Raw genomic sequence first — 23,745 nt, 5'->3', positions numbered from 1 at the left:
CAGCGCGAGGCCCGCGTGGCCTCGCCGCCACGCCGCAAAAAACGACTGAGCCACGAACGCCACGCACAGAAACCGCATGAGCCGCACCCCAAAACTAACGCTGAGCCTGCAATTCCCCGCTGCCAAAGCCTGGCCGGAACACAAGGCGCTACTGCCGCGCGCGACGGTGGCCGGCTGGATCAAGGCGGCGCTGTTCGCAGACGGCGAACTGACGGTTCGCTTCGTCGACGCCGAAGAAGGCCGCACGCTGAACCGCACTTATCGCGGCAAGGACTATGCGACCAACGTGCTGACCTTCGCCTATGCCGAATCGGAAGACGACCCGGTGACGGGCGATCTGATTCTGTGCTGCCCGGTGATCGAGAAGGAAGCCGCCGAGCAGGGCAAACCGCTTGCCGCGCATTACGCGCACCTGCTCGTGCACGGCACGCTGCATGCACAAGGCTACGACCACGAGGTTGAAGAAGAAGCCGAGGAAATGGAGGCGATCGAAACCGAAATCCTCGCCAGGCTCGGCTTTCCGGACCCTTATCAATAGACGTCCCCGCCCCTCCTCCAACCGAACCCACCGTGAGCACTCCGTCCCCCGAAACCGAGATTCCCGTGCGCTGTCCGGACTACCCGCCGGTGCTCGGCGACTCGCGGCTTCTGACTGACGACGAACTGCGCGCGTCGCTTGAATGCACGTTGCGCGGCTGGGACCGCCAGAGCGATCTGTGGCTGTTCGGCTATGGCTCGCTGATCTGGAACCCGGGACTGCCCACCGTCGAAGCGATGCGCTCGAAGGTGCACGGCTATCACCGCGGCCTCTATCTGTGGTCGCGTGTGAATCGCGGCACGCCCGAGCAGCCCGGCCTCGTGCTCGCGCTGGATCGCGGCGGCTCGTGCACCGGCATGGCGTTCCGGCTCGCAGCCGATGGCTCGATGCCGCATCTCGAAGCACTGTGGCGCCGCGAAATGCCGATGGGCTCGTACCGTCCCGCGTGGCTGCCGTGCGTACTCGCGGACGGCCGGCGCGTCGACGCGCTCGCCTTCGTGATGCGCCGCGACGTGCCGAGCTACACCGGCAAGCTGCGCGACGACATCATTCAGACCGTGCTGGGCTGCGCGAGCGGCCGCTACGGCACGACTTTCGACTACGTAAGCCGTACCGTGCATGCGCTGCGCGAAAGCGGCATGCCGGACCGCGCGCTCGAAGCGCTGCTCGCGCGCTGCAAGCCGGTCGTGTAATTTCGTCATCTCGGCGAAAACCCCACCCGCGACTTTTTTGCCGGCGAGCGCTTTTGACCGCGTAATCGGTTAGGATGATTCCACGCTCCGCCTTCGCGGCGCGGCCGTTTCACCTCGGCTTCACTCATCGCCAGGCCCGGCCGGACACGGTTCCGCCATGTGCCTGGTGTATCCTTAACGCTCTGTAACAGCGCGCCCAGTCTCGCCGGGCGCACTACCATGAACGACACGTATCCCAGTCGACGCCATACCGGACGCCATCTCGACAAACCGCAGGAAAAGCGCTCGCTGCTCGAACGCCTGACCGACTTCATCTCGCCCGAACCCGACTCGCGGGCCGAACTTCTGGAAATTCTGCAGGACGCGCACGAGCGCAACCTGATCGACGCCGACTCGCTGTCGATGATCGAAGGCGTGTTCCAGGTCTCGGAACTGAGCGCGCGCGACATCATGGTGCCGCGCGCACAAATGGACGCGATCAACATCGCCGACAATCCCGCCGAATTCATCCCCTACGTGCTCGAGAAAGCGCATTCGCGCTATCCAGTCTACGAGGGCAATCGCGACAACATCATCGGCGTGCTGCTCGCGAAAGATCTGCTGCGCTATTACGCCGAAGAAGAATTCGACGTGCGCGGCATGCTGCGCCCGGCCGTGTTCATCCCCGAGTCGAAGCGGCTGAACGTGCTGCTGCACGACTTTCGCGTGAACCGTAACCACCTCGCGGTGGTCGTCGACGAATACGGCGGCGTCGCGGGCCTGATCACGATCGAAGACGTGCTGGAGCAGATCGTCGGCGACATCGAGGACGAATACGATTTCGACGAGGAAAGCGGCAACATCATCGCGTCGCCGGACGGACGCTTCCGGGTGCGCGCGCTGACCGAGATCGAGCAGTTCAACGACACCTTCGGCACGCATTATTCAGACGAAGAAGTCGACACGATCGGCGGGCTGGTCACGCATCACTTCGGCCGGGTGCCGCATCGGGGCGAGAAAGTGCGCCTCGACGATCTGATCTTCGAGATCCTGCGCGGTGACGCCCGCCAGATCCACATGCTGCTGGTGCGCCGCGACCCGCTCGCGGGCCAGCGCGAACGCGAGTCGCAGCACGTGCAGACCTGAGCCGGCGGCTCGGGCCGATGCACGGCCCGAGCGCCCGCGCGTTGTTATTGCGGGCGCATGTGGCCGACTCGTTTGCCTGCTGATTTACCCTTTCAACTTCCGACGCCGACCGCGCAACAATGGCCGACCCGATCACTTCCCGTTCGCACCGCGGCGTGAGCGCTCCCGCCCCCGCTGCCACCGACGACGTCACGCGCAGCCGCGCGCTGCCGCGCTGGCACTACCTCGTCGCACTGGCCGCGGGCGCGGCCAATACGCTGTCGTTCGCGCCGACGCCGCATGGCGGCTGGCTGCAACTCGCGATCTTCGTGTTCTTCTTCGCGTGGCTCACGCGCAGCACCGGCTGGAAAAGCGCCGCGCTGACGGGCGGCGCGTTCGGCTTCGGCAACTTCGTGAGCGGGGTCTGGTGGCTGTATGTGAGCATGCACTACTACGGCGGCATGCCGGCGCCACTCGCCGGCACGGCGCTCGTGCTGTTCTCGCTGTATCTCGCGCTCTACCCGGCGCTCGCCGCGGGGATATGGTCGTTCTGCGCGGGCCATGCGCGCAACGGCGCGGCCGACGACCGCGCGCCATTCTCGCCGACCTGGCACGGCGCGCTGGCTTTTGCCAGCGCGTGGGCGATCGGCGAATGGCTGCGCGGCACGGTGTTCACCGGCTTTCCCTGGCTCGCCACCGGTTACGCGCAAGTCGACGGCCCGTTGGCGGGGTTTGCGCCCGTGGTCGGCGTATATGGCGTCGGCTGGATGGTCGCGCTGACGGCCGCGTTGATCGTGCAGGCATTGCTGGCGCTGCTGCCGTCGTGGCGCCCCGGGCGTGCCAACGACTCGCGCGAGCCGAACGCCGGCGCCGCTGGTGACGTCGACAGCCGCGCCGCGCGTGGCCGCGGCACGCGCGTTGCCGCCATCGCCGTGCCAGCCTGCGTCGCGCTCGCGCTGCTCGTGATCGGCCTGCTGCTGCCGCTCGTGCAGTGGACGACGCCCGCCAATGCGCCGCTGACGGTGCGCCTGCTGCAAGGCAACGTGAAGCAGGAGATGAAATTCGAGGAAGCCGGCTTGCGCGCGGCGGTCGACGAGTATCAGAAAATGATCACGTCGAAGCCGGCCGATCTGATCGTCACGCCGGAAACCGCGATCCCCGTACTCGCGCAGCAACTGCCGCCGAACTTCGCGGCCGCGATCCGCCAATTCACCAATTCGACCGGCAGCTCGCTGCTGTTCGGCGCGATCGGCGGCACGATCACGCCGGACGGCCGGGTGGTCGACTACACCAACAGCCTGTTCGGCGTCACGCCCGGCTCGCACGAAATCTACCGCTACGACAAGCACCATCTGGTGCCGTTCGGCGAATTCGTGCCGTGGGGTTTCCGCTGGTTCGTGAACCTGATGAACATTCCGCTCGGCGACTTCTTCCGCGGACCGCCTGTGCAAAAACCGTTCATGGTGCATAACCAGCCGGTCGCGGTGAACATCTGCTACGAGGACATCTTCGGCGAGGAAATCGCGCGCACGCTGCGCGAGAACGCGACGCCCGCCGGCGTGCTGATCAACTCGACCAATCTCGCGTGGTTCGGCGACACGATCGCGCTCGACCAGCATCTGCAGATCGCGCGCATGCGCTCGCTCGAAACCGGCAGGCCGATGCTGCGCGCAACCAACACCGGGATGACCGCCGCGATCGACGCGAACGGCCGCGTGATCGGCCGCCTGACGCCATACACGGTCGGCTCGCTCGACGTCAACGTGCAAGGCACCGCCGGCAACACACCTTACGTGACGAGCGGCAACAACACGGTGCTCGCGGTGTCGGTGCTGCTGCTCGCGATCGGTTTCGCGTTCGGACCGGGGATCGCGCGGCGGCGCGACGGCAAGCGGTAACGCCGGCGCCCACGTCAAACGAACACCGCCCGCAAAAAAAATGCGCCTGACATGCAGGCGCATTTTTTTATGCTCATTCGAGCTTCATCAATCCTTCGGCGCCGTATCGATGAACGACTGCCGCTGCGACAGCTTCTGGAAGTGCTTGTCGAGGTTCGGATGCGCTTCGCGCCAGTTCAGTTCCGGCATACGGAAGTCCAGATAGCCGAGCGCACAGCCCATCGCGATGTCGGCCAGCGTGTAGTGATTGCTCGCGCACCACGGCTTGCTGCCAAGCCCCTGCGACATCGCGATCAGCGCTTCGTCGATCTTGCGCTGCTGCCGCGCGACCCATGCGTCCACGCGCTGCTCGGGCGCCCGCTGCGTGCTTTCGAGCCGGATCAGCACGGCCGCGTCGAGCACGCCGTCGGCGAGCGCCTCCCAGCAGCGCACTTCGATGCGCTCGCGCCCGGACGGCGGAATCAGCTTGCCCACCGGCGACAGCGTATCGACGTATTCGCAGATCACGCGTGAATCGAACACGGCTTCGCCGTCTTCCATCACGAGGCACGGCACCTTGCCGAGGGGGTTGAAGGTGTGAATCCGGGTATCCGGCGCCCAGACGTTCTCGGGCACCAGTTCGTAGTCGATCTTCTTGTCGGCGAGCACGATGCGCGCTTTACGCACATACGGGCTGCCGAACGAACCGATGAGTTTCATCATGACCTTCTGCCTTTTTCTGAATCCGGCGAAAGTATAAGTGGTCTAAGGCTTTCGCGAACGTGCTGGCGGCATCTTCGCGAACTGCTCGCCGAGCCGCTGTGGACGGATTGCAACATGACGGCGGCCGCCGCGCCGTCGGAATCCGCACAAAGGGAGTCGATGTCGTGCGCGGAGAATGGGGCCAGGAGACACGCGGCGCTACAATCGCACGATGAACCAGCCGACCGAACCCACCATCGCCATCGACGTCCACCGCACGCGCCGCGAGCGCGTTCTCGCCGCGCTGCGCGCCGCGGGCGGCGGCGTCGCCATCGTCCCGACCGCGCCGGAAGCGCTGCGCAACCGCGATACCGACTATCCGTACCGCCACGACAGCTACTTCTATTATCTGACCGGCTTCACCGAGCCCGAAGCGCTGCTGGTGCTCGATGCCAGCGCTGCGCCCGGCGCGCCCGCGTCGGTGCTGTTCTGCCGCGAAAAGAGCGTCGAGCGTGAAACGTGGGAAGGCTTCCGCTTCGGCCCCGACGGCGCGCGCGAAGCATTCGGGCTCGATGCCGCGTTCCCGATCGGCGAACTCGACACGCAGTTGCCGCGCATCATCGCCGACAAGCCGGCGCTGCACTATGCGCTCGGCACCTCGGCGCATCTGGACGGGCAGGTGCGCGGCTGGCTCGACGCGGTGCGTGCGCAAAGCCGCAGCGGCACCGTCACACCCACGGCCGCGCGCGATCTGCTGCCATTGCTCGACGAGATGCGGCTCGTCAAGGACGACCACGAGCTCGCGATCATGCGCCGCGCCGGGCAGATTTCGGCGGCCGCGCATCGTCGCGCGATGGCCGCGTGCCGGCCCGGTATCCGCGAGTACGAGCTCGAGGCCGAACTGCTCTATACGTTCCGCAAGTTCGGCGCGCAGGCGCCGGCCTATACGTCGATCGTCGCGGCCGGCGCGAACGCGTGCGTGCTGCACTACCCCGCCGGCAACGCGATCGCGCGCGACGGCGACCTGATCCTGATCGACGCGGCCTGCGAACTCGACGGCTATGCGTCCGACATCACGCGCACGTTCCCGGCGAGCGGCCGGTTCACGCCGGCGCAGCGCGAGCTGTACGACATCGTGCTGGCCGCGCAGCAGGCCGCCGTCGATGCGACGCGCGCCGGCGCGAGCTTCGACGATCCGCATCAGGCCGCGCTGCGCGTGCTTTCGCAGGGGCTGCTCGACACCGGCATCGTGCCGCGCGCGAAGTTCGCATCGGTCGACGACGTGATCGCCGAGCGCGCCTACGCGCCGTTCTACATGCACCGCACTGGCCACTGGCTCGGCATGGACGTGCACGACTGCGGCGACTACCGCGAGCGCGGCGCGCCGCGCGACGAAGCGGGCGCGCTGCCGTGGCGCACGCTGCGCGCGTCGATGACGCTGACGATCGAGCCGGGCCTGTACGTGCGCGCGGCCGAAGGTGTGCCCGAGCGCTACTGGAACATCGGCATCCGCATCGAGGATGACGCGATCGTCACGCCGACCGGCTGCGAGCTGATCACGCGCGACGTGCCGGTCGCCGCCGACGAGATCGAGGCGCTGATGCAGGAAGCACGAGCGGCTCATCAACAGAGGACCTGATCGGCGATGAATGAAGCGTCTCCATCGGCGGTGATCCTGAGGCCCGCCTCCCACCAGCAAGGGTTCGATTTCGATGTGACGATCGTCGGCGCCGGTCCGGTCGGCCTCGCGCTCGCCGGCTGGCTCGCGCGCCGTAGCGTGACGCGCGAGCTGAAGATCGCGCTCGTCGACGCGCGCGAGCCGGAAGACTCGATCGCCGATCCGCGCGCGATCGCGGTCTCGCACGGCAGCCGGATGATCCTCGAGCCGCTGCGCTGGCCGGCCGACGCCACCGCGATCGAGCGCATCCACGTGTCGCAGCGCGGTCATTTCGGCCGCACGCTGATCGATCATCGCGAGCACGGCCTGCCCGCGCTCGGCTACGTGCTGCGTTACGGCTCGATCGTGCATGGCCTCGCCGACGCCGTGCACGCGACGCCGGTCCACTGGTTCCGCTCGACGTCGGCCGGTGCGCCGGTTCAGGAGCTCGACGGCGTCACGCTGCCGATCGAAACCGCGGGCGTCGCGCGCCAGTTGCGCACGCGTATTCTGGTGAACGCCGAGGGCGGCCTGTTCGGCGACCAGAAGCACGCGAAAAACCCGAGCCGCGCCACGGGCGAAGACGCCGGCGCACGCAGCATCGGTAAAAATCACGCCGGCTCGCGCGACTACGGCCAGACCGCGTTGGTCGGCACGGTCACCGTGTCCGCACCGCAGCCGCACGTCGCATGGGAGCGCTTCACGTCGCAAGGCCCGATCGCGCTGCTGCCGATGGGCGGCGTGCGCGGCGCCGACTACGCGCTCGTCTGGTGCTGCGCGCCCGACGAAGCCGCGCGCCGCGCTCAGCTCTCCGACGAAGCGTTCCTGCGCGAGCTCGATGCCGCGTTCGGCGACCGCATGGGCCGCTTTACGCACATCAAGGGCCGTGCGTCGTTTCCGCTCGGTCTCAACACGGTCGACACGCTCGTGAACGGCCACATCGTCGCGATCGGCAATGCGGCGCAGACCTTGCATCCGGTGGCGGGCCAAGGCCTCAACCTGGGCCTGCGAGACGCGCACGCTCTCGCCGATGCGCTGTCGGCCGAGGGCCCGACACCGCTCGCGCTCGCCACTTTCGCGCAGCGCCGCGCGCTCGACCGGCGCCTGACGATCGGTTCGACCGACACGCTCGCGCGCCTGTTTACCATCGACTTCGCGCCGCTCGCGGTACTGCGCGGCCTCGCGCTGACCGCACTCGAATTCGTCCCGCCGGTGAAAACCGCGCTCGCCCGCCAGATGATGTTCGGCCAGCGCCGCTAAGGACGCAAAACGCCGCGCGGCTCTATGAGCCGCGCGACTTTCATAGAAGATTTAACAGGTTACGAGACCCGGTTCGCGAGTCCCGGCAACCCGTTAACGCTAAAATGGTGCTTTTCCCTCGCATTTCGCGCTGCGCCGGCCGTCACGATTGTCAAATCTGACCCGACGTCGGCGCACGCTCACGTCATGCCCATTCTCGGCCCCCACATTCTGCGCAATAACCTGTTCGTCGCCCCGATGGCCGGCGTGACCGACCGGCCGTTCCGCCAGCTGTGCAAACGGCTCGGCGCGGGCTACGCGGTGTCGGAAATGGTCGCGTCGAACGCTCAGTTGTGGAAAAGCGAAAAGACCATGCGCCGCGCGAATCACGAGGGCGAGGTCGAACCGATCGCGGTGCAGATCGCTGGCGCCGACCCGGACATGATGGCCGAGGCCGCCCGCTACAACGTCGCGAACGGCGCGCAGATCATCGACATCAACATGGGCTGCCCGGCCAAGAAGGTTTGCAACGTGGCAGCCGGCTCGGCGCTGCTGCAGAACGAACCGCTCGTGCAGCGCATTGTCGAGGCTGTCGTGAACGCAGTTGGCGTCGGGCCCGACGCGGTACCCGTCACGCTGAAAATCCGCACCGGCTGGAATCGCGAGAACAAGAATGCGCTGAACGTCGCGCGTCTCGCACAAGCCGCGGGCATTTCGATGCTGACCGTGCACGGCCGCACGCGCGCCGACCTGTACCACGGCGACGCCGAGTACGAAACCATCGCCGCCGTGAAAGCGGCGGTCAACATTCCGGTCGTCGCGAACGGCGACATCACGTCGCCGCAAAAGGCGCGCGAGGTGTTGGCCGCGACCGGCGCGGACGCGATCATGATCGGGCGGGCCGCGCAGGGTCGTCCGTGGCTGTTCCGCGAGATCGAACATTTCCTGCAAACGGGCGAGCTGCTGCCGCCGCCGCGCATCGACGAAATCCAGCAGGTGATGAACGAACATCTCGAAGATCACTACGCTTTTTACGGGGAATTTACCGGTGTCCGCACTGCGCGCAAGCACATCGGCTGGTACACTCGCGGCCTTTCCGGCGCCAACCTGTTCCGGCATCGCATGAATACGCTGGACACCACGCGCGAACAACTCCTCGCCGTCAACGAGTTCTTTGACGCGCAAAAGGCGATCTCAGACCGCCTCGTCTACGTCGACGAAGCGCCCGGCAACCCCGGGCTCGACAGCCAGGGCGAGGACAACACCGACCGACTAGCAGCATGAGCAAGAACAACATCGAACAATCTGTCCGCGACAGCCTGGATGTGTATTTCCAGGATCTCGACGGCTCCAATCCGCACGACGTCTACGACATGGTCATTTCATGCGTGGAAAAACCCTTGCTCGAAGTGGTGCTCGAGCAGGCCAACGGTAACCAGTCGCTGGCCGCCGAGTATCTCGGCATCAACCGCAATACGCTGCGCAAGAAGCTGCAACAACACGGTTTGCTGTAGCGCGTTGCAGTTTCTCGCGCCCTGCCACGTTTCCCCTTCGGCTTTTCGTCTTCATCATGATCAAGCAAGCGCTCATCTCCGTTTCCGACAAGTCCGGCATCGTCGACTTCGCCAAATCGCTGTCGGACCTTGGCATCAAGATCCTGTCGACCGGCGGCACCGCGAAACTGCTCGCGGACGCGGGCCTGTCCGTCACCGAAGTCGCCGACTACACGGGCTTCCCGGAAATGCTCGACGGGCGCGTGAAAACGCTGCATCCGAAGGTGCACGGGGGCATCCTCGCGCGCCGCGATCTGCCCGAGCATATGGCCGCGCTCGAGAAGCACGACATTCCGACCATCGACCTGCTGGTCGTGAACCTGTACCCGTTCGTGCAGACCGTGTCGAAGGAACAGTGCTCGCTCGAAGACGCGATCGAGAACATCGACATCGGCGGCCCGACGATGCTGCGCTCGGCCGCGAAGAATCATCGTGACGTGACGGTGGTGGTCGATCCGGCCGACTACGCGGTCGTGCTCGACGAAATGCGAGCGAACGGCAACACGGTGTCGTACAAGACGAACTTCCGTCTCGCGACCAAGGTGTACGCGCACACCGCGCAGTACGACGGCGCGATCACGAACTACCTGACGAGCCTGACCGACGAGTTGCAGCACTCGTCGCGCAACGAGTACCCGGCCACCTTCAACATGGCGTTCAACAAGGTGCAGGACCTGCGCTACGGCGAAAACCCGCACCAGAGCGCAGCGTTCTACCGCGACCTGACCGTGCCGGACGGCGCGCTCGCGAACTACAACCAGTTGCAGGGCAAGGAACTGTCGTACAACAACATCGCCGACTCCGACGCGGCGTGGGAATGCGTGAAGACCTTCGACGTGCCGGCCTGCGTGATCGTCAAGCACGCGAATCCGTGCGGCGTTGCGGTGGGCGCGAACGCGCACGAAGCGTACTCGAAGGCGTTCCAGACCGACCCGACCTCGGCGTTCGGCGGCATCATCGCGTTCAACCGTGAAGTCGACGAAGCGGCGGCGCTTGCCGTTGCGAAGCAGTTCGTCGAAGTGCTGATCGCGCCGTCGTTCAGCGCCGAAGCGCGTCAGGTGTTCGCGGCGAAGCAGAACGTGCGTCTGCTCGAAATCGCGCTGGGCGAAGGCCACAACACTTTCGATCTGAAGCGCGTCGGTGGCGGCCTGCTGGTGCAGTCGCTCGACTCGAAGAACGTGCAGCCGCGCGAGTTGCGCGTCGTCACGAAGCGTCATCCGACGCCGAAGGAAATGGACGATTTGCTGTTCGCATGGCGTGTCGCGAAGTACGTGAAGTCGAACGCGATCGTGTTCTGCGCGAACGGCATGACGCTCGGCGTCGGCGCGGGTCAGATGAGCCGCGTGGACTCGGCGCGTATCGCGAGCATCAAGGCGCAGAACGCCGGCCTGACGCTGGCCGGTTCGGCGGTCGCATCGGACGCGTTCTTCCCGTTCCGCGACGGTCTCGACGTCGTGGTCGCTGCAGGCGCGACCTGCGTGATCCAGCCGGGTGGCTCGGTGCGCGACGACGAAGTGGTCATGGCCGCCGACGAGCACAACATCGCGATGGTGCTGACGGGCGTGCGTCACTTCCGTCATTGATCGGCTGAAGTTCGGTAGCTGAAAAAAGGCCCGGCGGGTTGTCCCGCCGGGCCTTTCGTTTTGCGGCGACGCGTTCAATCGTCCGGCTCTTTGCGGGCGTAACCGTCCCGCACTTGCGCATGCTGGCTGATGTACGTGCCCAAACCCTGGCCGCGCCGCGCGAGACGCGTCAGCACCGCGAGATGCTCGGCGCCGACACTTGCCTCTGTGTACCAATACACGACACCCGGCCGAAAGCGCACCTTGATGAAATCGTCGCCGATTTCATAGGCGTCGACGCCCGAGTCGCGGCTGAGATTGCGGTAGCGCTCCATTCCCGATCGCCCTCCTCGTGCAAAGCCTTTAGCAGCTTTTATTCCGCCAGGCATGCTGCCAGCGGCCCGCCGCACGCCGCGTTCGTTGTAGTATCGCAGGCACCTGGTTTTTATCGCTTGTGCGGCACTTCATGAGAATTCTCGGCATCGACCCCGGCCTGCGCGTGACCGGCTTCGGCGTGATCGAACAACACGGCCACACACTGCGCTACGTCGCGAGCGGCGTGATCCGCACCGCCGACGCCGATCTGCCGTCGCGGCTCGGCACCATCTTCGCAGGCATCTCGACGCTGATCCGCGAGCACGCGCCGGATCAGGCGGCGATCGAAAAAGTCTTCGTCAACGTCAATCCGCAGTCGACGCTGCTGCTCGGCCAGGCGCGCGGCGCCGCGATCTGCGGGCTCGTCGCGGGCGGCGTACCGGTCGCCGAATACACCGCGCTGCAGCTGAAGCAGTCAGTAGTCGGCTATGGCCGCGCGACCAAGGAGCAGATGCAGCAGATGGTCGTGCGGCTCTTGAGCCTGTCGGGCGTGCCGGGCACGGACGCCGCCGACGCGCTCGGCATGGCCATCTGCCATGCGCACGGCGGCTCGACGCTGAGCACGCTAGGCGGCATCGCACCGGCGCTCGCGAAGAAGGGTCTGCGGGTGCGGCGCGGGCGTCTGGTCGGCTAGCGCAACGTAGACACGCGATGCCGTTCGCGCCGCCGATCCGCTGCGCTACACTCGCGCATTCCCATCCGACTCTGAAAAGTAATCCGCCATGATCGGTCGCATCGCCGGCGTTCTGCTGGAAAAAAACCCGCCGCATCTGCTCGTCGACTGCAACGGCGTCGGCTATGAAGTGGACGTGCCAATGAGCACGTTCTACAACCTGCCGTCGACCGGCGAGCGCATCGTGCTGCTCACCCAGATGATCGTGCGCGAAGACGCGCATCTGCTGTACGGCTTCGGCACCGCGCAGGAACGCGCGACCTTCCGCGAGCTGCTGAAGATTTCCGGCATCGGCGCACGCATGGCGCTCGCGGTGCTGTCGGGCATGAGCGTCGCGGAGCTCGCGCAGACTGTCACGATGCAGGACGCCGCGCGCCTCACGCGTGTGCCGGGCATCGGCAAGAAGACCGCCGAGCGGCTGCTGCTCGAACTGAAGGGCAAGCTCGGCGCCGACCTCGGCGCAATGGCGGGCGCCGCGTCGCCATCCGACCATGCGTCGGACATCCTCAATGCGCTGCTCGCGCTCGGCTACTCGGAAAAAGAAGCGCTCGCGGCGATCAAGAACGTGCCGGCCGGCACGGGCGTGTCCGAGGGCATCAAGCTCGCACTGAAGGCGCTCTCGAAGGGCTGATGCGCGATCCGCGCGCGGTACAATGAGCGGATGATCGAAACCGACAAACTCGCCGCCGAGCGCATCATCGCGGCCACGCCCGTGTCGCCGAACGAAGAAGCGTTCGAACGCGCGCTGCGCCCGCGTCAGCTCGACGAATATGTCGGGCAGGAGAAAGTCCGCGGCCAGCTCGAAATCTTCATCGAGGCCGCGAAGCGCCGTTCCGAATCGCTCGACCACGTGTTGCTGTTCGGCCCGCCAGGCCTCGGCAAGACCACGCTCGCGCACATCATCGCGCGCGAGATGGGCGTCAATCTGCGGCAAACGTCGGGGCCGGTGCTCGAACGCGCCGGCGACCTCGCCGCGCTGCTCACCAATCTCGAAGCCAACGACGTGCTGTTCATCGACGAAATTCACCGGCTCTCACCGGTCGTCGAGGAAATCCTCTATCCGGCGCTCGAGGATTATCAGATCGACATCATGATCGGCGAAGGGCCCGCCGCGCGCAGCGTGAAGCTCGATCTGCAGCCGTTCACGCTGGTCGGCGCGACCACGCGCGCGGGCATGCTGACCAATCCGCTGCGCGACCGCTTCGGCATCGTCGCGCGACTCGAGTTCTACAACGCCGAGGAGCTCGCGCGCATCGTCACGCGTTCGGCCGCGCTGCTCGGCGCGCAGATCCATCCGGACGGTGCCTTCGAAATCGCCCGTCGCGCGCGCGGCACGCCGCGTATCGCGAACCGCCTGCTGCGGCGCGTGCGCGACTTCGCCGAAGTAAAGGCCGACGGCAACATCACCGCGCAGGTGGCCGACGCCGCGCTCAGCATGCTCGACGTCGACGCGGTCGGCTTCGACCTGATGGACCGCAAGCTGCTCGAAGCGATCCTGTACAAGTTCGACGGCGGCCCGGTCGGTGTCGACAATCTCGCGGCGGCGATCGGCGAGGAGCGCGACACGATCGAAGACGTGCTCGAGCCGTATCTGATCCAGCAGGGCTTCCTGCAGCGCACGCCGCGCGGCCGCGTCGCCACTCTGCTCACGTATAGGCACTTCGGGCTGGCCGCGCCGGATTCGTCGAGCGCGCTGCCGGGTCTGTGGAATTCAACGAATTGAGTCACACGACGAGGCCGACCAGGATGTCCGATCAGACCGAGCAACCCGGCCCTTCCAACCGTTCACCCGTCAATCCCGCCGGCGACCCGTCCGGCAATTTCGCGGCGCGCCTCACCCACCGCCTGCGCTCGAAACTCGCCGCGAGCGTCACCCATCTGACGACCGGTAGCGGACCGGTGCTCGATTACTCGTCGCCGCCGGGCGACCCCGGCCTGTTCGGGCCGCACTCCGTCTGCTGGAAAGTCCACGCCGACTTCACGTCGATGATGGCGGGCGGCATCAGCGCGCTGCTGCTGCAAGCGCTGCATCCGCTCGCGCTCGCGGGCGTGTGGGACCACTCGAGTTTTCGCACCGACATCCTGGGCCGGCTGCGTCGCACGGCGACGTTCATCGCCGGCACGACGTACGGCAGCAAGAGCGATGCGCTCGCGTTGATCGAGCGTGTGAAGCGCATTCATCTCGACGTGACCGGCGTCGCACCGGACGGCCAGTCGTATCGCGCAAGTGAGCCCGCGCTGCTGACGTGGGTGCACGTCGCGGAGGTGTCGAGCTTCATGACCGCGCATCTGCGCTATGTGAATCCGGTGCTGTCGGTCGCCGCGCAGGATCAATACTTCGCGGAAACCGCGCGCATCGCGGAAATGCTCGGCGCCGTCGATATTCCGCGCTCGCGCGCCGAGATCGAGGCCTACCTGCTCGCGATGCGGCCCGCCCTCGTCGCCAGCGAGCGCACGCGCGAAGTCGTCAGGATTCTGATGAACGCTCCGGCACCGAGCTTCGCGATGCGGCCCGCCGGCACGCTGATGCTCAACGCGGGCGTCGATCTGTTGCCCGACTGGGCGCAGTCGATGCTCGATCTGAATCGCTACGCGGTGCTGCGTCGAACTCTCGCACGGCCTGGCGTGCGGGTCGTCGCGCCGGTAATCCGCTGGGCGTTGATCAATGGCGTATCGAAGCGGGCGCGGCGGCGCGCGGCGGCGGTGCGGCGGCAGGATTGATCGCGCCGCGCGAGCCGGGCCATTGTCGGCTTCGGCTTACCGCTTCGACTGCGGTCCCTTCCTGAAACCGTCATCGTCGGCGCTGCCGGCTTCGAGATGCGATACGTCCGCCCACGTCACGATCGTCGCGCGATCGTTCCCGTAATCCACGACGTTCAGGCTGGTGTTCAGCAGCGGATAGTCGCGCGGTACATCGAGCCGCATCCCGGTTGCAAAGCGGTGCACGCAGTCGAGCACGCCACCATGCGTGACACAGGCGATGCGCCCGCCCGGATGCGCGGCGACGAGCGGCTCGATCGCGTGCATGATGCGGTGGTAGAACACGCGGTGCGACTCGCCCCCGGGCGGCGCGAAGCCGGGATCACGGGTTTGCCACTGCGCGTATTCGTCGGGGAAACGTAGCGCGATCTCGTCGCTGTCATGGCCCTGGAACGCGCCGTACGAGCGCTCGCGCAAGTTCTCGCGCGATTGCAGCGGCAGGTCGAGCGCCTCGCCGATCGGCTGCGCGGTCTGCTGCGCGCGCTGCAGGTCGCTCGAATAGATCGCGTCGAGCCGCGCGCCCTGCTTCGCCTCGGCGACGAGGCGCTGCGCGAGACGTTGCGCCTGCGCGATGCCGGTCGTCGCGAGCGGAATGTCGATGTGGCCTTGAATGCGCTTGATGCGGTTCCAGTCGGTCTCGCCGTGCCGGATAAACAGGATCTGCGTCGTCATGAGAGAGAGGTGCCGTTCGCGGTTGTGTCCACGGCTATTGTCGCAAAAAGCGGCGGCGCGGCTCGCATGCCGCGACTGCGCGCTCGCACCGTTTGCGCTCTTTTACGCGTTGGTCTGCAACCAGAACGTGACCGGCCCGTCGTTGACAAGCGACACCTGCATCTCCGCGCCGAACTCACCGGTCTCGACGATCGGATGCTTGGCGCGCGCCGCCGTGACGAAGTAGTCGAACAGGCGCTTGCCCTCGTGGGGTGGCGCGGCCGGCGTGAAGCTCGGGCGCAGGCCGCTGTTGGTATCTGCCGCGAGCGTGAACTGCGACACCAGCAGCAGGCCGCCCGCGCGCCCTGTGCCGTCGAGATTTTGCACCGAGAGGTTCATCTTGCCGGCCGCGTCGCTGAACACGCGGTAGCCGAGCACCTTGGCGAGCAGTTTGTCGGCCACGGCCTCGGTGTCGCCGCGCTCCGCGCAGACGAGCGCGAGCAGGCCGGCGTCGATCGCGCCGGTTACCCGATCGGCGACGCGCACTTCGGCGCGCCGCACACGTTGGATCAGCGCGATCACGCCGTCAGCGTCACGCGTGCGAAGCGGCGCTTGCCGACCTGCACGACGTACTCGCCCGCTTCGACCTTCAGGCCTTTGTCGGACACCGCGGTGCCATCGATCTTCACGCCGCCCTGCTCGATGTTGCGCAGTGCCTCGCTCGTCGACGGCACGAGGTTCGCCTGCTTCAGCAGCTGGCCGATCGCAAGCGGTGCGCCCGCGAGCGTCACGGCCGGAATATCGTCGGGCACGCCGCCCTTCGCGCGATGATTGAAGTCCTCGAGCGCGCGCTCGGCATCCGCCTGCGAGTGGAAACGCGCAACGATTTCCTGGCCGAGCATCACCTTGAAGTCGCGCGGGTTACGGCCCGCCTCGGCCTCGCGCTTGAAGCCGGCGATTTCGTCCATCGGACGGAACGACAGCAACTCGAAGTAACGCCACATCAGCGTGTCGGAAATGCTCATCAGCTTGCCGAACATGTCGGTCGGCTTTTCGCTGATGCCGATGTAGTTGTTCTTCGACTTCGACATCTTTTCGACGCCGTCGAGCCCTTCGAGCAGCGGCATCGTCAGGATGCACTGCTGCTCCTGGCCGTACTGCTTCTGCAGCTCGCGACCGACCAGCAGGTTGAACTTCTGGTCCGTGCCGCCGAGTTCGAGGTCCGCGTTCAGCGCGACCGAGTCGTAGCCCTGCATCAGCGGGTACAGGAATTCGTGGATCGAGATCGGCACGCCGCCCTGGAAGCGCTTCGTGAAGTCCTCGCGCTCGAGAATGCGCGCGACCGTGTAGCGCGACGCGAGCTTGATCATGCCGTCGGCGCCGAGCGGCATCGACCATTCGCTGTTGTAGCGGATCTCGGTCTTGTCGCGATCGAGCACGAGGGCGGCCTGCTCGAAGTAGGTTTTCGCGTTCGATTCGATCTGCTCGCGCGTGAGCGGCGGTCGGGTCGCGTTGCGCCCGGACGGGTCGCCGATCAGCGACGTGAAATCGCCGATCAGGAAAATCACCGTGTGGCCGAGGTCCTGCAACTGGCGCATCTTGTTCAGCACGACCGTGTGGCCGATGTGGATGTCGGGTGCAGTTGGATCGAGCCCGAGCTTGATGCGCAGCGGCGTGGCCGTCGCCGCGCTGCGCGCGAGTTTTTGCGCGAATTCGTCTTCGATCAGCAGTTCGTCGACGCCGCGCTTGGTCACGGCGAGCGCGTGACGGACTTCGTCGGTGATCGGGAAGGCGGAAGCGGGATTGGGCTGGGTGGACTCGGTGCTCATGCTGGAAACGTGAAGTCGCGAAAAAACAGGATTGTCCCATAGATGCGCGCCGCCGCGCCCATTGACACGCCCTGTGCGGCCCCGCGACGGGCGATTTCGTTGCGGCTCGCGTCACCTACGGCGTTTGCGCCGATAATCTGCTACAACGAATCGCAATGAACATCGACAGGAGCAGCGACGTGGCGCAAGATCCCGCAGACGGCATCTATTTCGGACTGATGTCGGGAACCAGCATGGACGGTGTGGACGGCGTCGCCGTCCGGTTTGCCACGGGGAAACCGCCCGAAGTGCTGGCCGAGGCGTTCGTCGGCTTTTCGGCCGGCATCCGCGAGGCGCTGTTCGCGCTGCAACAGCCGGGGGACAACGAGATTGAGCGCGAAGCGCTCGCCGCCAACGCGCTAGCGACGCGCTACACGGTGTGCTGCCACGATCTGCTGCGCGATAGCCGCGTATCGGCCGACGAGGTCCGTGCCATTGGCGTGCACGGGCAGACCGTGCGGCATCGGCCCGAAAAGGGCTATACGCGGCAGATCAACAACCCGGCGCTGCTCGCGGAGATGTTGCATATCGACGTGGTCGCCGATTTCCGCAGCCGCGACGTCGCGGCGGGCGGCCAGGGCGCGCCGCTCGTGCCCGCTTTTCACGCGACGATCTTCGGGGCGAAGAACGAAACGCGTGTCGTCTGCAATCTTGGCGGCATCAGCAACATCACGATCCTGAACGCGACCGGCGGGGTGCGCGGCTTCGACTGCGGCCCGGCGAACGCGCTGCTCGACGCTTGGGCCGAGCGCCATCTTGGCAAGCCATTCGACGAAAACGGTCATTTCGCGGCGAGCGGCCAGGTCGATCGCAAGCTGCTCAACGCACTGCTCGACGAGCCGTTCTTCGCCGAACAGCCGCCCAAGAGCACCGGCCGCGATCTGTTCAACACAGCATGGCTTGATGCGAAGCTCGAGCCGTTCGGCGCGCTCGCACCGGCCGACGTACAGGCGACGCTCGTCGCGCTGACCGCGGTGACGGTTGCGCGCGAGATCGAGCGGCATGCATCCGACGCGCGGGCCGTGTACGTGTGTGGCGGCGGCGCGCGCAATCCGGAGATCATGAAGGCGTTGCAGCAGGCGCTCGAAGACAGCGGCGTAAGCGGCGTGCCCGTGTTGACGACCGACGCGCTGGGCGTGCCGCCGAGCCAGGTCGAACCGCTCGCGTTCGCATGGCTCGCGATGCGCTGCATCGCGCGTCTGCCGGGCAGTCTGCCAAGCGTGACGGGGGCGTCCGCGGAGCGGGTTCTGGGGGCGATTTATCCGCGCTGATGAGAGGTCAAGGCGAAGAAACCGACGCCTTTTGCCGTCGCGCGCTGCTTCGGTGGCACGGAACCAATAAAAAAACGGGACCGAGGCCCCGTTTTCCCTGTGGTTTAATGAGCCTTTTACCGCTCAGACCGAAAACGACGAACCGCAACCGCAGGTCGTGGTCGCGTTCGGGTTCTTGATGACGAACTGCGCGCCGTTGATGTCATCCTTGTAGTCGATCTCTGCGCCGACCAGGTACTGGTAGCTCATCGAGTCGATCAGAAGCTGCACGCCGCTCTTGTTCATCACGGTGTCGTCTTCGTTGATCGCTTCGTCAAACGTGAAGCCGTACTGGAAGCCCGAGCAGCCGCCGCCCTGCACGAACACGCGCAGTTTGAGCTCCGGGTTGCCTTCCTCATCGATCAGTTGCTTGACCTTGTCCGCCGCTGCGTCGGTGAAGACGAAGGGGGCCGGCATCTCGGTCACGGGGGTGTCGGTGACTGCGTTCATTCGAACTCTCCAAAAAGCTTTAGCCGATATTGTAGGGCTGTTCCGGATATCGTGCTGATGCCCACAAAATCAATGGGTTCTTGTTGCAAGGTCGATGCAAGGCGAGCCGTTGCCGCTGAGCGAACGAGACCAGGCCGCGAACGCCAGCGAAGCATAAAAAAAGCCGCCTTCGCTCGTGGCGTTGGCGGCTTTTGCTGCAAACCGGCGTGAAGCCCCGGATTGCGCCCGAAACGATTAACGCTTCGAGAACTGCTTGCGGCGACGTGCCTTGTGGAAGCCGACCTTCTTACGTTCGACTTCACGAGCGTCACGCGTAACGAAGCCAGCGTTCGACAGTTGCGGCTTCAGCGTTGCGTCGTAGTCCATCAGAGCGCGGGTGATGCCGTGGCGAACCGCACCGGCTTGACCCGTTTCACCGCCACCGGTCACGTTGACCTTGATGTCGAACGTGGTGCCGTGGTTCGTGAGTTCCAGCGGCTGACGCACGATCATCAGCGACGTTTCGCGCGAGAAGTAGTCGGCGATGGGCTTGCCGTTCACAACGATGTCGCCCTTGCCTGCCTTGATGAACACGCGAGCGACGGCGCTCTTGCGGCGGCCCGTGCCGTAATTCCAGTTACCGATCATGTGGGCTCCCCTTAGATCTCGAGCGCCTTCGGCTGTTGTGCCGAATGCGGATGCGTTGCGTCAGCGTAGACCTTCAGCTTCTTGATCATCGCGTAGCCGAGCGGGCCCTTCGGCAGCATGCCCTTGACCGCCTTCTCGAGCGCGCGGCCCGGGAAGCGTTCCTGCATCTTGCCGAACGTCGTTTCATAGATACCGCCCGGGTAGCCCGAGTGACGGTAGTACTTCTTGTCGGTAACCTTGTTGCCCGTGACCTTCAGCTTGCCAGCATTGATAACGATGATGAAATCACCGGTGTCGACGTGGGGAGTGAATTCAGGCTTGTGCTTGCCGCGAAGACGGTGTGCCACTTCGCTGGCGACACGCCCGAGAACCTTATCCGTCGCGTCAATCACGTACCATTCGCGCGTCACCTCATGGGCTTTTGCGGAAAACGTCTTCATGATCGATCCAAAAAAATTGCTGCGCCCAATGTGTTCTTTCCTGCTTGTAATTTGCGCATCGAGGCGCGTGCAGGCTCTCCCTGGTTCTTCTTCCGCGGGCGCGGATGCGGAAAAGCCCTGAATTATAAAGGAATTTCTACTCGCAAGTCAAAACGTGCGATGCGCTCTCCATGAGCGGTCCGAAATCGGGGCAAAACGGCGGACAAAGCCAGGCGAAAAAAAACCCGAACAAGTGGTTCGGGTTTAATCCACCAAAGGAGGAGGTGGAGGAGACAGCGGAGGTTGCAGAACTGCTGCAACGATGGGTGGATTATAAGAGTGGCCCTTGTGCAACGCAAGAACATTTGCATTGCGAAATGTGATTTCATCATGTGGAATACTCGGTGTGCGACTAACGTTTGGAAAAACTCCTTTTGGATCAAGCACTAAGGGTGGAATAATTCGAACAGCAACAGATATCCCCTAGAGTAAAACCCCTAAACGGGGCGTGGGACCAGGAAATCGGCGGTCCATTCCGCACCGCAGCAAGAAAGCAATCAGTGTGCATGGACACCGGCTGCGGTCGGCCTGAGCTAATTGTCAGACACCGGGCTACAATGCCGTCTCGACAAAGCGATGCGCGGTGGGAGTGACAGCATGGAATGCAAAGTAAGCTGGATGGGACAAGACGGGATGGCGTTCGCGGCCGAGACGGGCAGCGGTCATCTGGTGGCGATGGACGGCGCACCCGAGGGTGGCGGACGCAACCTCGCGCCGCGTCCGATGGAAATGGTGCTGCTCGGCACCGGCGGCTGCACCGCCTACGACGTCGTGATGATCCTGAAGAAGAGCCGCCAGGAGATCGCCGGCTGCTCGGTGACACTGAAGGCCGAGCGCGCAAGCGAAGATCCGAAAGTGTTCACGAAGATCCACTTCCACTTCACGGTGACGGGCAAGAATCTGAATCCGGCGACTGTCGAGCGCGCAATCAATCTGTCGCACGACAAATACTGTTCGGCGTCGATCATGATCGCGAAGACCGCCGAGCTCACGCATTCGTTCGACATCGTCGCGCTCTGAGCACGGTAGCGATGGCGGCCACGGCCGGCATCCGCGCCCCCAAATGAAAAAGCCGGCGTCCCAACGGACGCCGGCTTTTCTTATTCAGCGGCAAAGCAGGCCGATAAGCCGGATTCTGTGCGCACGCCGCGTCCGGAGACGCGACGCGCGTGGCAGCCATTCCTCTAGGCGCGCCATTACTGACGCGCTCAAGCTTCCTACCCGCAGACGAGACGGGGGCCCCGTCCTGCATCGCGAAGATGCGCGCCTGCCTACTTGGAATTGCTCCGGGTGGAGGTTACCGTGCCGGTCTGCCTTGCGGCAGCCGCGGTGCGCTCTTACCGCACCGTTTCACCCTTACCTGATCCCGGCTTGCGCCGGGCCATCGGCGGTTTGCTTTCTGTTGCCCTGTTCCGCGTGTCGCCACGGATGGCCGTTAGCCATCACCCTGCCCTGTGGAGTCCGGACTTTCCTCGCCCTCGTTGGCCGAAGCCGTCGAGGCCGCGACTGCCTGGCCTGCTTTGCTGGCGCGGATTTTAACACCGAACGCAAAAGCGCCTAGCGGTTGCGCCGCCCCGCTCGGAACACGGTCGTGTCGTCGTAGAACGCGGGTGATTCGTTCTCGGGCCACCAGCCCGGAATGCCGAGCACCGGCAGCGGTGCGAACAGGCGGCTCGTCAAAGCGTCGGTGCCGAGCACCGCCGTGCTGACCACTTCATCGAGCCATGCGTCGCGCGCCGGGGTGTCCCAATCGAAATATTCGGCCGGAACGTCGACGATCCACGCATGGCCGGTGCAGCCCTTGAATGGCGCGATCAGCTTTTCCAGCAGCGCATGACCGAAGCAACGTACTTCGCAGGCGCGCCCCCATGCATCGCGCCGTGCGACGAACAGCGTTTGCCAGTCGAAACCACGTAGCGCGGCGCTCAGCGCAGGATCGGCGCAAGCGAACAGCAGCGCATTTTCGTCGAACAGAGTCAGCATGTCGCGCACGCCGCCACGCGTCGAGCCGACGCCGCGCACGTCGAGTTCCGCCGACTGGCGCGCGTTCAACGCCGCCTTGATGCGCGGAAAGGCGAACCACATCGAACCGTTGAAGAAGTCGTGCAGATTGTGGCGCGTCGGCACGCAACCGGTCGACGCGATATGCCCCTCGTACGCGGCGCCCGGTGGCAGATCGTCCTGCGCGATAAACGCGAGACGCTGGCCGCGGCCGGTGGTCTGTTGCATCTGGGCCGCGTCGGCATTCATCGCGGCGAGCAGGTCAGCGTAGCCGGTCAGCGCGGCTTGCTGCCAACGCTGACCGCGTGCGGCGAATTGCGCGAACCACGGCGCCGACCAGTCGATTGCGGCGAAGCCTGCTGGCACAGGCTCGGTTGCCATGCCGCGCGCAGCTTTGGCCGCGGCTTCATGCGCTAGCGCGAAGCCCGCGTTCGCCGCCACATCAATATTGGCAGTGCGCTGCCCCGCCTCACGCTCGGGCATCTGCCGTAGCCTCAAACGAGACGCCAGCCAATCGATTCGCCGCCGCGCAGCGGCACGACCGGCGTATCACCAGCCGGCAGCTCGGCCGGCAGCGTCCATTCCTCACGACGCAGCGTGATCTTCTCCGTATTGCGCGGCAGACGATAGAAGTCCGGCCCGTGAAAGCTCGCGAAGCCTTCGAGCTTGTCGAGCGCGCCGGCCTTGTCGAATGCCTCGGTGTAGAGCTCGAGCGCGTGCAGCGCGGTGTAGCAGCCCGCGCAGCCGCACGCGTGCTCCTTCAGTCCCTTCGGATGCGGCGCGCTGTCGGTGCCGAGGAAGAAACGCGGATCGCCCGAGGTCGCGGCCTCGACCAGCGCGACGCGATGCGTCTCGCGCTTGAGCACGGGCAGGCAGTAGTAATGCGGACGGATGCCGCCCTGGAAAATCGCATTGCGGTTGTACAGCAGATGGTGCGCGGTAATCGTAGCTCCTAGCAGTTCCGGCGCGACGCCCGCCTCGCGGACGTAGTCTGCCGCGTCCTTCGTCGTGATGTGCTCGAACACGACCTTCAGCGCCGGAAACGCCCGGCGCAGCGGCATCATCACGCGATCGATGAAGACCTTCTCGCGGTCGAACAGATCGATGTCCGAATCCGTCACCTCGCCGTGCACGAGCAGCGGCATGCCGACTTCCTGCATCACTTCCAGCGTATTCGCGCACTTCATCAGATCGGTGACGCCCGCGTCGGAGTTCGTCGTCGCGCCCGCCGGATAGAGCTTCACGCCGTGCACGAAGCCGCTCTCGCGCGCGCGGCGGATTTCGTCGGGCGGCGTGTTGTCGGTCAGGTACAGCGTCATCAGCGGCTCGAATTTCGCGCCCTCGGGAATCGCGGCGATGATGCGCTCGCGATACGCCCTCGCCATCCCGGTCGTCGTGACCGGCGGCTTCAGGTTCGGCATGATGATCGCGCGGCCGAACTGGCGCGCGGTGTCAGGCAGCACGGCCGCGAGCATCGCGCCGTCGCGCACGTGCAGGTGCCAGTCGTCCGGGCGGACCAGCGTGACGGAATCGGGGGAAACGTTGGAAGCAGTCATGGCAGGAATACGAGACTTCGCGCGCCTCGCTGATCGACCGGTCAAACCGCGTTGTAGCGGCCCAAACACGT

General features: G+C 65.4%; 26 protein-coding genes and 1 other RNA gene. 16 read left to right on the top strand and 11 right to left on the bottom strand.

The features are described from left to right. Nucleotides 1-76: 76 nt before the first annotated feature. The 4 genes from ybeY to lnt all read left to right on the top strand — a co-directional run bounded on the left by ybeY (nt 77) and on the right by lnt (nt 4,232). A complete protein-coding gene (gene ybeY, locus G5S42_RS00725; protein ID WP_176105095.1) occupies nt 77-538 on the top strand; it encodes an rRNA maturation RNase YbeY in 462 nt (153 codons plus the stop codon). A 32-nt stretch (nt 539-570) separates the two neighbouring features. Then, on the top strand, nt 571-1,230 hold the full coding sequence (locus tag G5S42_RS00720) for a gamma-glutamylcyclotransferase (protein WP_176105094.1): 660 nt from the start codon (nt 571-573) through the stop codon (nt 1,228-1,230). Between the two features lie 219 nt (nt 1,231-1,449). After that, a complete protein-coding gene (locus tag G5S42_RS00715) occupies nt 1,450-2,355 on the top strand; it encodes a CorC family transporter (protein ID WP_176105093.1) in 906 nt (301 codons plus the stop codon). A 119-nt stretch (nt 2,356-2,474) separates the two neighbouring features. Next, nucleotides 2,475-4,232: an apolipoprotein N-acyltransferase gene (lnt, locus tag G5S42_RS00710; protein ID WP_176105092.1), complete on the top strand. Its 1,758-nt coding sequence runs from the start codon at nt 2,475-2,477 to the stop codon at nt 4,230-4,232. An 87-nt stretch (nt 4,233-4,319) separates the two neighbouring features. On the opposite strand, the gene G5S42_RS00705 is transcribed toward lnt, so the two are convergent. Next, nucleotides 4,320-4,934 (bottom strand): glutathione S-transferase C-terminal domain-containing protein, encoded by a 615-nt coding sequence (locus G5S42_RS00705; protein ID WP_176105091.1) that lies wholly within the window; start codon nt 4,932-4,934, stop codon nt 4,320-4,322. Nucleotides 4,935-5,145: 211 nt separating this feature from the next. On the opposite strand from G5S42_RS00705, the gene G5S42_RS00700 reads away from it, so the two are divergent. From G5S42_RS00700 to purH, 5 genes are all read left to right on the top strand, one after another. Then, a complete protein-coding gene (locus tag G5S42_RS00700; protein WP_176105090.1) occupies nt 5,146-6,552 on the top strand; it encodes an aminopeptidase P N-terminal domain-containing protein in 1,407 nt (468 codons plus the stop codon). 6 nt (nt 6,553-6,558) lie between these two features. Then, a complete protein-coding gene (locus G5S42_RS00695) occupies nt 6,559-7,830 on the top strand; it encodes a UbiH/UbiF/VisC/COQ6 family ubiquinone biosynthesis hydroxylase (protein WP_176105089.1) in 1,272 nt (423 codons plus the stop codon). Nucleotides 7,831-8,016: 186 nt separating this feature from the next. Then, on the top strand, nt 8,017-9,093 hold the full coding sequence (gene dusB, locus G5S42_RS00690) for a tRNA dihydrouridine synthase DusB (protein WP_176105088.1): 1,077 nt from the start codon (nt 8,017-8,019) through the stop codon (nt 9,091-9,093). Continuing rightward, on the top strand, nt 9,090-9,323 hold the full coding sequence (locus tag G5S42_RS00685) for a Fis family transcriptional regulator (protein ID WP_013090496.1): 234 nt from the start codon (nt 9,090-9,092) through the stop codon (nt 9,321-9,323). Before dusB ends, G5S42_RS00685 begins: the two co-directional genes overlap by 4 nt. 56 nt (nt 9,324-9,379) lie before the next feature. Continuing rightward, the gene (gene purH, locus G5S42_RS00680; protein WP_176105087.1) at nt 9,380-10,945 is read left to right on the top strand and encodes a bifunctional phosphoribosylaminoimidazolecarboxamide formyltransferase/IMP cyclohydrolase; all 1,566 of its coding nucleotides are present in this window, start codon (nt 9,380-9,382) and stop codon (nt 10,943-10,945) included. A 74-nt stretch (nt 10,946-11,019) separates the two neighbouring features. On the opposite strand, the gene G5S42_RS00675 is transcribed toward purH, so the two are convergent. Further along, nucleotides 11,020-11,259, bottom strand: a complete 240-nt coding sequence (locus tag G5S42_RS00675; protein ID WP_176105086.1) for a hypothetical protein — start codon at nt 11,257-11,259, stop codon at nt 11,020-11,022. Nucleotides 11,260-11,390: 131 nt separating this feature from the next. Here G5S42_RS00675 and ruvC point away from each other — a divergent pair, with 131 nt between their 5' ends. From ruvC to G5S42_RS00655, 4 genes are all read left to right on the top strand, one after another. Beyond that, nucleotides 11,391-11,933 carry a crossover junction endodeoxyribonuclease RuvC gene (gene ruvC, locus G5S42_RS00670; RefSeq protein WP_008919621.1) on the top strand — a complete coding sequence of 181 codons (543 nt, stop codon included), beginning with the start codon at nt 11,391-11,393 and terminating at the stop codon, nt 11,931-11,933. A gap of 88 nt (nt 11,934-12,021) precedes the next feature. Continuing rightward, nucleotides 12,022-12,603: a Holliday junction branch migration protein RuvA gene (gene ruvA / locus G5S42_RS00665; protein ID WP_018421776.1), complete on the top strand. Its 582-nt coding sequence runs from the start codon at nt 12,022-12,024 to the stop codon at nt 12,601-12,603. Nucleotides 12,604-12,633: 30 nt separating this feature from the next. Continuing rightward, nucleotides 12,634-13,695 carry a Holliday junction branch migration DNA helicase RuvB gene (gene ruvB / locus G5S42_RS00660; RefSeq protein ID WP_013090500.1) on the top strand — a complete coding sequence of 354 codons (1,062 nt, stop codon included), beginning with the start codon at nt 12,634-12,636 and terminating at the stop codon, nt 13,693-13,695. Between the two features lie 23 nt (nt 13,696-13,718). Further along, the gene (locus tag G5S42_RS00655; RefSeq protein ID WP_176105085.1) at nt 13,719-14,693 is read left to right on the top strand and encodes an oxygenase MpaB family protein; all 975 of its coding nucleotides are present in this window, start codon (nt 13,719-13,721) and stop codon (nt 14,691-14,693) included. 36 nt (nt 14,694-14,729) lie between these two features. Here the strand turns inward: G5S42_RS00655 and G5S42_RS00650 are convergent, their stop codons facing one another. The 3 genes from G5S42_RS00650 to tyrS form a co-directional block, all read right to left on the bottom strand. Then, a complete protein-coding gene (locus G5S42_RS00650) occupies nt 14,730-15,404 on the bottom strand; it encodes a histidine phosphatase family protein (protein WP_176105084.1) in 675 nt (224 codons plus the stop codon). 102 nt (nt 15,405-15,506) lie between these two features. Beyond that, nucleotides 15,507-15,965 (bottom strand): D-aminoacyl-tRNA deacylase, encoded by a 459-nt coding sequence (gene dtd / locus G5S42_RS00645; RefSeq protein WP_176105083.1) that lies wholly within the window; start codon nt 15,963-15,965, stop codon nt 15,507-15,509. After that, on the bottom strand, nt 15,962-17,212 hold the full coding sequence (gene tyrS / locus G5S42_RS00640) for a tyrosine--tRNA ligase (protein ID WP_176105082.1): 1,251 nt from the start codon (nt 17,210-17,212) through the stop codon (nt 15,962-15,964). Before tyrS ends, dtd begins: the two co-directional genes overlap by 4 nt. A 179-nt stretch (nt 17,213-17,391) precedes the next feature. Between tyrS and G5S42_RS00635 the strand changes: the two genes are divergently transcribed. Beyond that, on the top strand, nt 17,392-18,522 hold the full coding sequence (locus G5S42_RS00635) for an anhydro-N-acetylmuramic acid kinase (protein WP_176110248.1): 1,131 nt from the start codon (nt 17,392-17,394) through the stop codon (nt 18,520-18,522). A gap of 123 nt (nt 18,523-18,645) precedes the next feature. Here G5S42_RS00635 and erpA read toward each other — a convergent pair whose 3' ends face one another. The 3 genes from erpA to rplM form a co-directional block, all read right to left on the bottom strand. Then, entirely contained in the window at nt 18,646-19,011 is a 366-nt protein-coding gene (erpA, locus tag G5S42_RS00630; protein ID WP_013090506.1) for an iron-sulfur cluster insertion protein ErpA, read from the bottom strand. Nucleotides 19,012-19,245: 234 nt separating this feature from the next. Then, nucleotides 19,246-19,638 (bottom strand): 30S ribosomal protein S9, encoded by a 393-nt coding sequence (gene rpsI, locus G5S42_RS00625; RefSeq protein ID WP_013090507.1) that lies wholly within the window; start codon nt 19,636-19,638, stop codon nt 19,246-19,248. A gap of 11 nt (nt 19,639-19,649) precedes the next feature. After that, the gene (gene rplM / locus G5S42_RS00620; protein WP_013090508.1) at nt 19,650-20,078 is read right to left on the bottom strand and encodes a 50S ribosomal protein L13; all 429 of its coding nucleotides are present in this window, start codon (nt 20,076-20,078) and stop codon (nt 19,650-19,652) included. A gap of 170 nt (nt 20,079-20,248) precedes the next feature. Here rplM and G5S42_RS00615 point away from each other — a divergent pair, with 170 nt between their 5' ends. Continuing rightward, complete coding sequence (locus tag G5S42_RS00615; RefSeq protein WP_176105081.1) at nt 20,249-20,440, top strand: hypothetical protein; 192 nt, start codon at nt 20,249-20,251, stop codon at nt 20,438-20,440. A 274-nt stretch (nt 20,441-20,714) separates the two neighbouring features. Beyond that, on the top strand, nt 20,715-21,137 hold the full coding sequence (locus G5S42_RS00610) for an OsmC family protein (RefSeq protein WP_026226035.1): 423 nt from the start codon (nt 20,715-20,717) through the stop codon (nt 21,135-21,137). 88 nt (nt 21,138-21,225) lie between these two features. Here G5S42_RS00610 and rnpB read toward each other — a convergent pair. From rnpB to pyrC, 3 genes are all read right to left on the bottom strand, one after another. After that, an RNA gene (gene rnpB, locus G5S42_RS00605) (RNase P RNA component class A) lies at nt 21,226-21,639 on the bottom strand. Between the two features lie 35 nt (nt 21,640-21,674). Next, nucleotides 21,675-22,601 carry a DUF3025 domain-containing protein gene (locus tag G5S42_RS00600; RefSeq protein ID WP_176105080.1) on the bottom strand — a complete coding sequence of 309 codons (927 nt, stop codon included), beginning with the start codon at nt 22,599-22,601 and terminating at the stop codon, nt 21,675-21,677. Between the two features lie 11 nt (nt 22,602-22,612). Then, nucleotides 22,613-23,674, bottom strand: a complete 1,062-nt coding sequence (gene pyrC, locus G5S42_RS00595; protein ID WP_176105079.1) for a dihydroorotase — start codon at nt 23,672-23,674, stop codon at nt 22,613-22,615. Nucleotides 23,675-23,745 lie beyond the last annotated feature (71 nt).

It is taken from the genome of Paraburkholderia youngii, assembly GCF_013366925.1.
Classification (GTDB): Bacteria; Pseudomonadota; Gammaproteobacteria; order Burkholderiales; family Burkholderiaceae; genus Paraburkholderia; species Paraburkholderia youngii.
The sequence above is the reverse complement of the archived record's forward strand: the minus strand, read 5'-3'. Positions and strand labels throughout refer to the sequence as shown.

Bases quoted from the DNA above. Each gene is read 5' to 3' on its own strand.
- ybeY (WP_176105095.1), top strand. From the start codon at position 77: ATGAGCCGCACCCCAAAACTAACGCTGAGCCTGCAATTCCCCGCTGCC.
- G5S42_RS00715 (WP_176105093.1), top strand. From the start codon at position 1,450: ATGAACGACACGTATCCCAGTCGACGCCATACCGGACGCCATCTCGAC.
- lnt (WP_176105092.1), top strand. From the start codon at position 2,475: ATGGCCGACCCGATCACTTCCCGTTCGCACCGCGGCGTGAGCGCTCCC.
- G5S42_RS00705 (WP_176105091.1), bottom strand. From the start codon at position 4,934: ATGATGAAACTCATCGGTTCGTTCGGCAGCCCGTATGTGCGTAAAGCG.
- G5S42_RS00700 (WP_176105090.1), top strand. From the start codon at position 5,146: ATGAACCAGCCGACCGAACCCACCATCGCCATCGACGTCCACCGCACG.
- G5S42_RS00695 (WP_176105089.1), top strand. From the start codon at position 6,559: ATGAATGAAGCGTCTCCATCGGCGGTGATCCTGAGGCCCGCCTCCCAC.
- dusB (WP_176105088.1), top strand. From the start codon at position 8,017: ATGCCCATTCTCGGCCCCCACATTCTGCGCAATAACCTGTTCGTCGCC.
- G5S42_RS00685 (WP_013090496.1), top strand. From the start codon at position 9,090: ATGAGCAAGAACAACATCGAACAATCTGTCCGCGACAGCCTGGATGTG.
- purH (WP_176105087.1), top strand. From the start codon at position 9,380: ATGATCAAGCAAGCGCTCATCTCCGTTTCCGACAAGTCCGGCATCGTC.
- G5S42_RS00675 (WP_176105086.1), bottom strand. From the start codon at position 11,259: ATGGAGCGCTACCGCAATCTCAGCCGCGACTCGGGCGTCGACGCCTAT.
- ruvC (WP_008919621.1), top strand. From the start codon at position 11,391: ATGAGAATTCTCGGCATCGACCCCGGCCTGCGCGTGACCGGCTTCGGC.
- ruvA (WP_018421776.1), top strand. From the start codon at position 12,022: ATGATCGGTCGCATCGCCGGCGTTCTGCTGGAAAAAAACCCGCCGCAT.
- ruvB (WP_013090500.1), top strand. From the start codon at position 12,634: ATGATCGAAACCGACAAACTCGCCGCCGAGCGCATCATCGCGGCCACG.
- G5S42_RS00655 (WP_176105085.1), top strand. From the start codon at position 13,719: ATGTCCGATCAGACCGAGCAACCCGGCCCTTCCAACCGTTCACCCGTC.
- G5S42_RS00650 (WP_176105084.1), bottom strand. From the start codon at position 15,404: ATGACGACGCAGATCCTGTTTATCCGGCACGGCGAGACCGACTGGAAC.
- tyrS (WP_176105082.1), bottom strand. From the start codon at position 17,212: ATGAGCACCGAGTCCACCCAGCCCAATCCCGCTTCCGCCTTCCCGATC.
- erpA (WP_013090506.1), bottom strand. From the start codon at position 19,011: ATGAACGCAGTCACCGACACCCCCGTGACCGAGATGCCGGCCCCCTTC.
- rpsI (WP_013090507.1), bottom strand. From the start codon at position 19,638: ATGATCGGTAACTGGAATTACGGCACGGGCCGCCGCAAGAGCGCCGTC.
- rplM (WP_013090508.1), bottom strand. From the start codon at position 20,078: ATGAAGACGTTTTCCGCAAAAGCCCATGAGGTGACGCGCGAATGGTAC.
- G5S42_RS00615 (WP_176105081.1), top strand. From the start codon at position 20,249: ATGAGCGGTCCGAAATCGGGGCAAAACGGCGGACAAAGCCAGGCGAAA.
- G5S42_RS00610 (WP_026226035.1), top strand. From the start codon at position 20,715: ATGGAATGCAAAGTAAGCTGGATGGGACAAGACGGGATGGCGTTCGCG.
- G5S42_RS00600 (WP_176105080.1), bottom strand. From the start codon at position 22,601: ATGCCCGAGCGTGAGGCGGGGCAGCGCACTGCCAATATTGATGTGGCG.
- pyrC (WP_176105079.1), bottom strand. From the start codon at position 23,674: ATGACTGCTTCCAACGTTTCCCCCGATTCCGTCACGCTGGTCCGCCCG.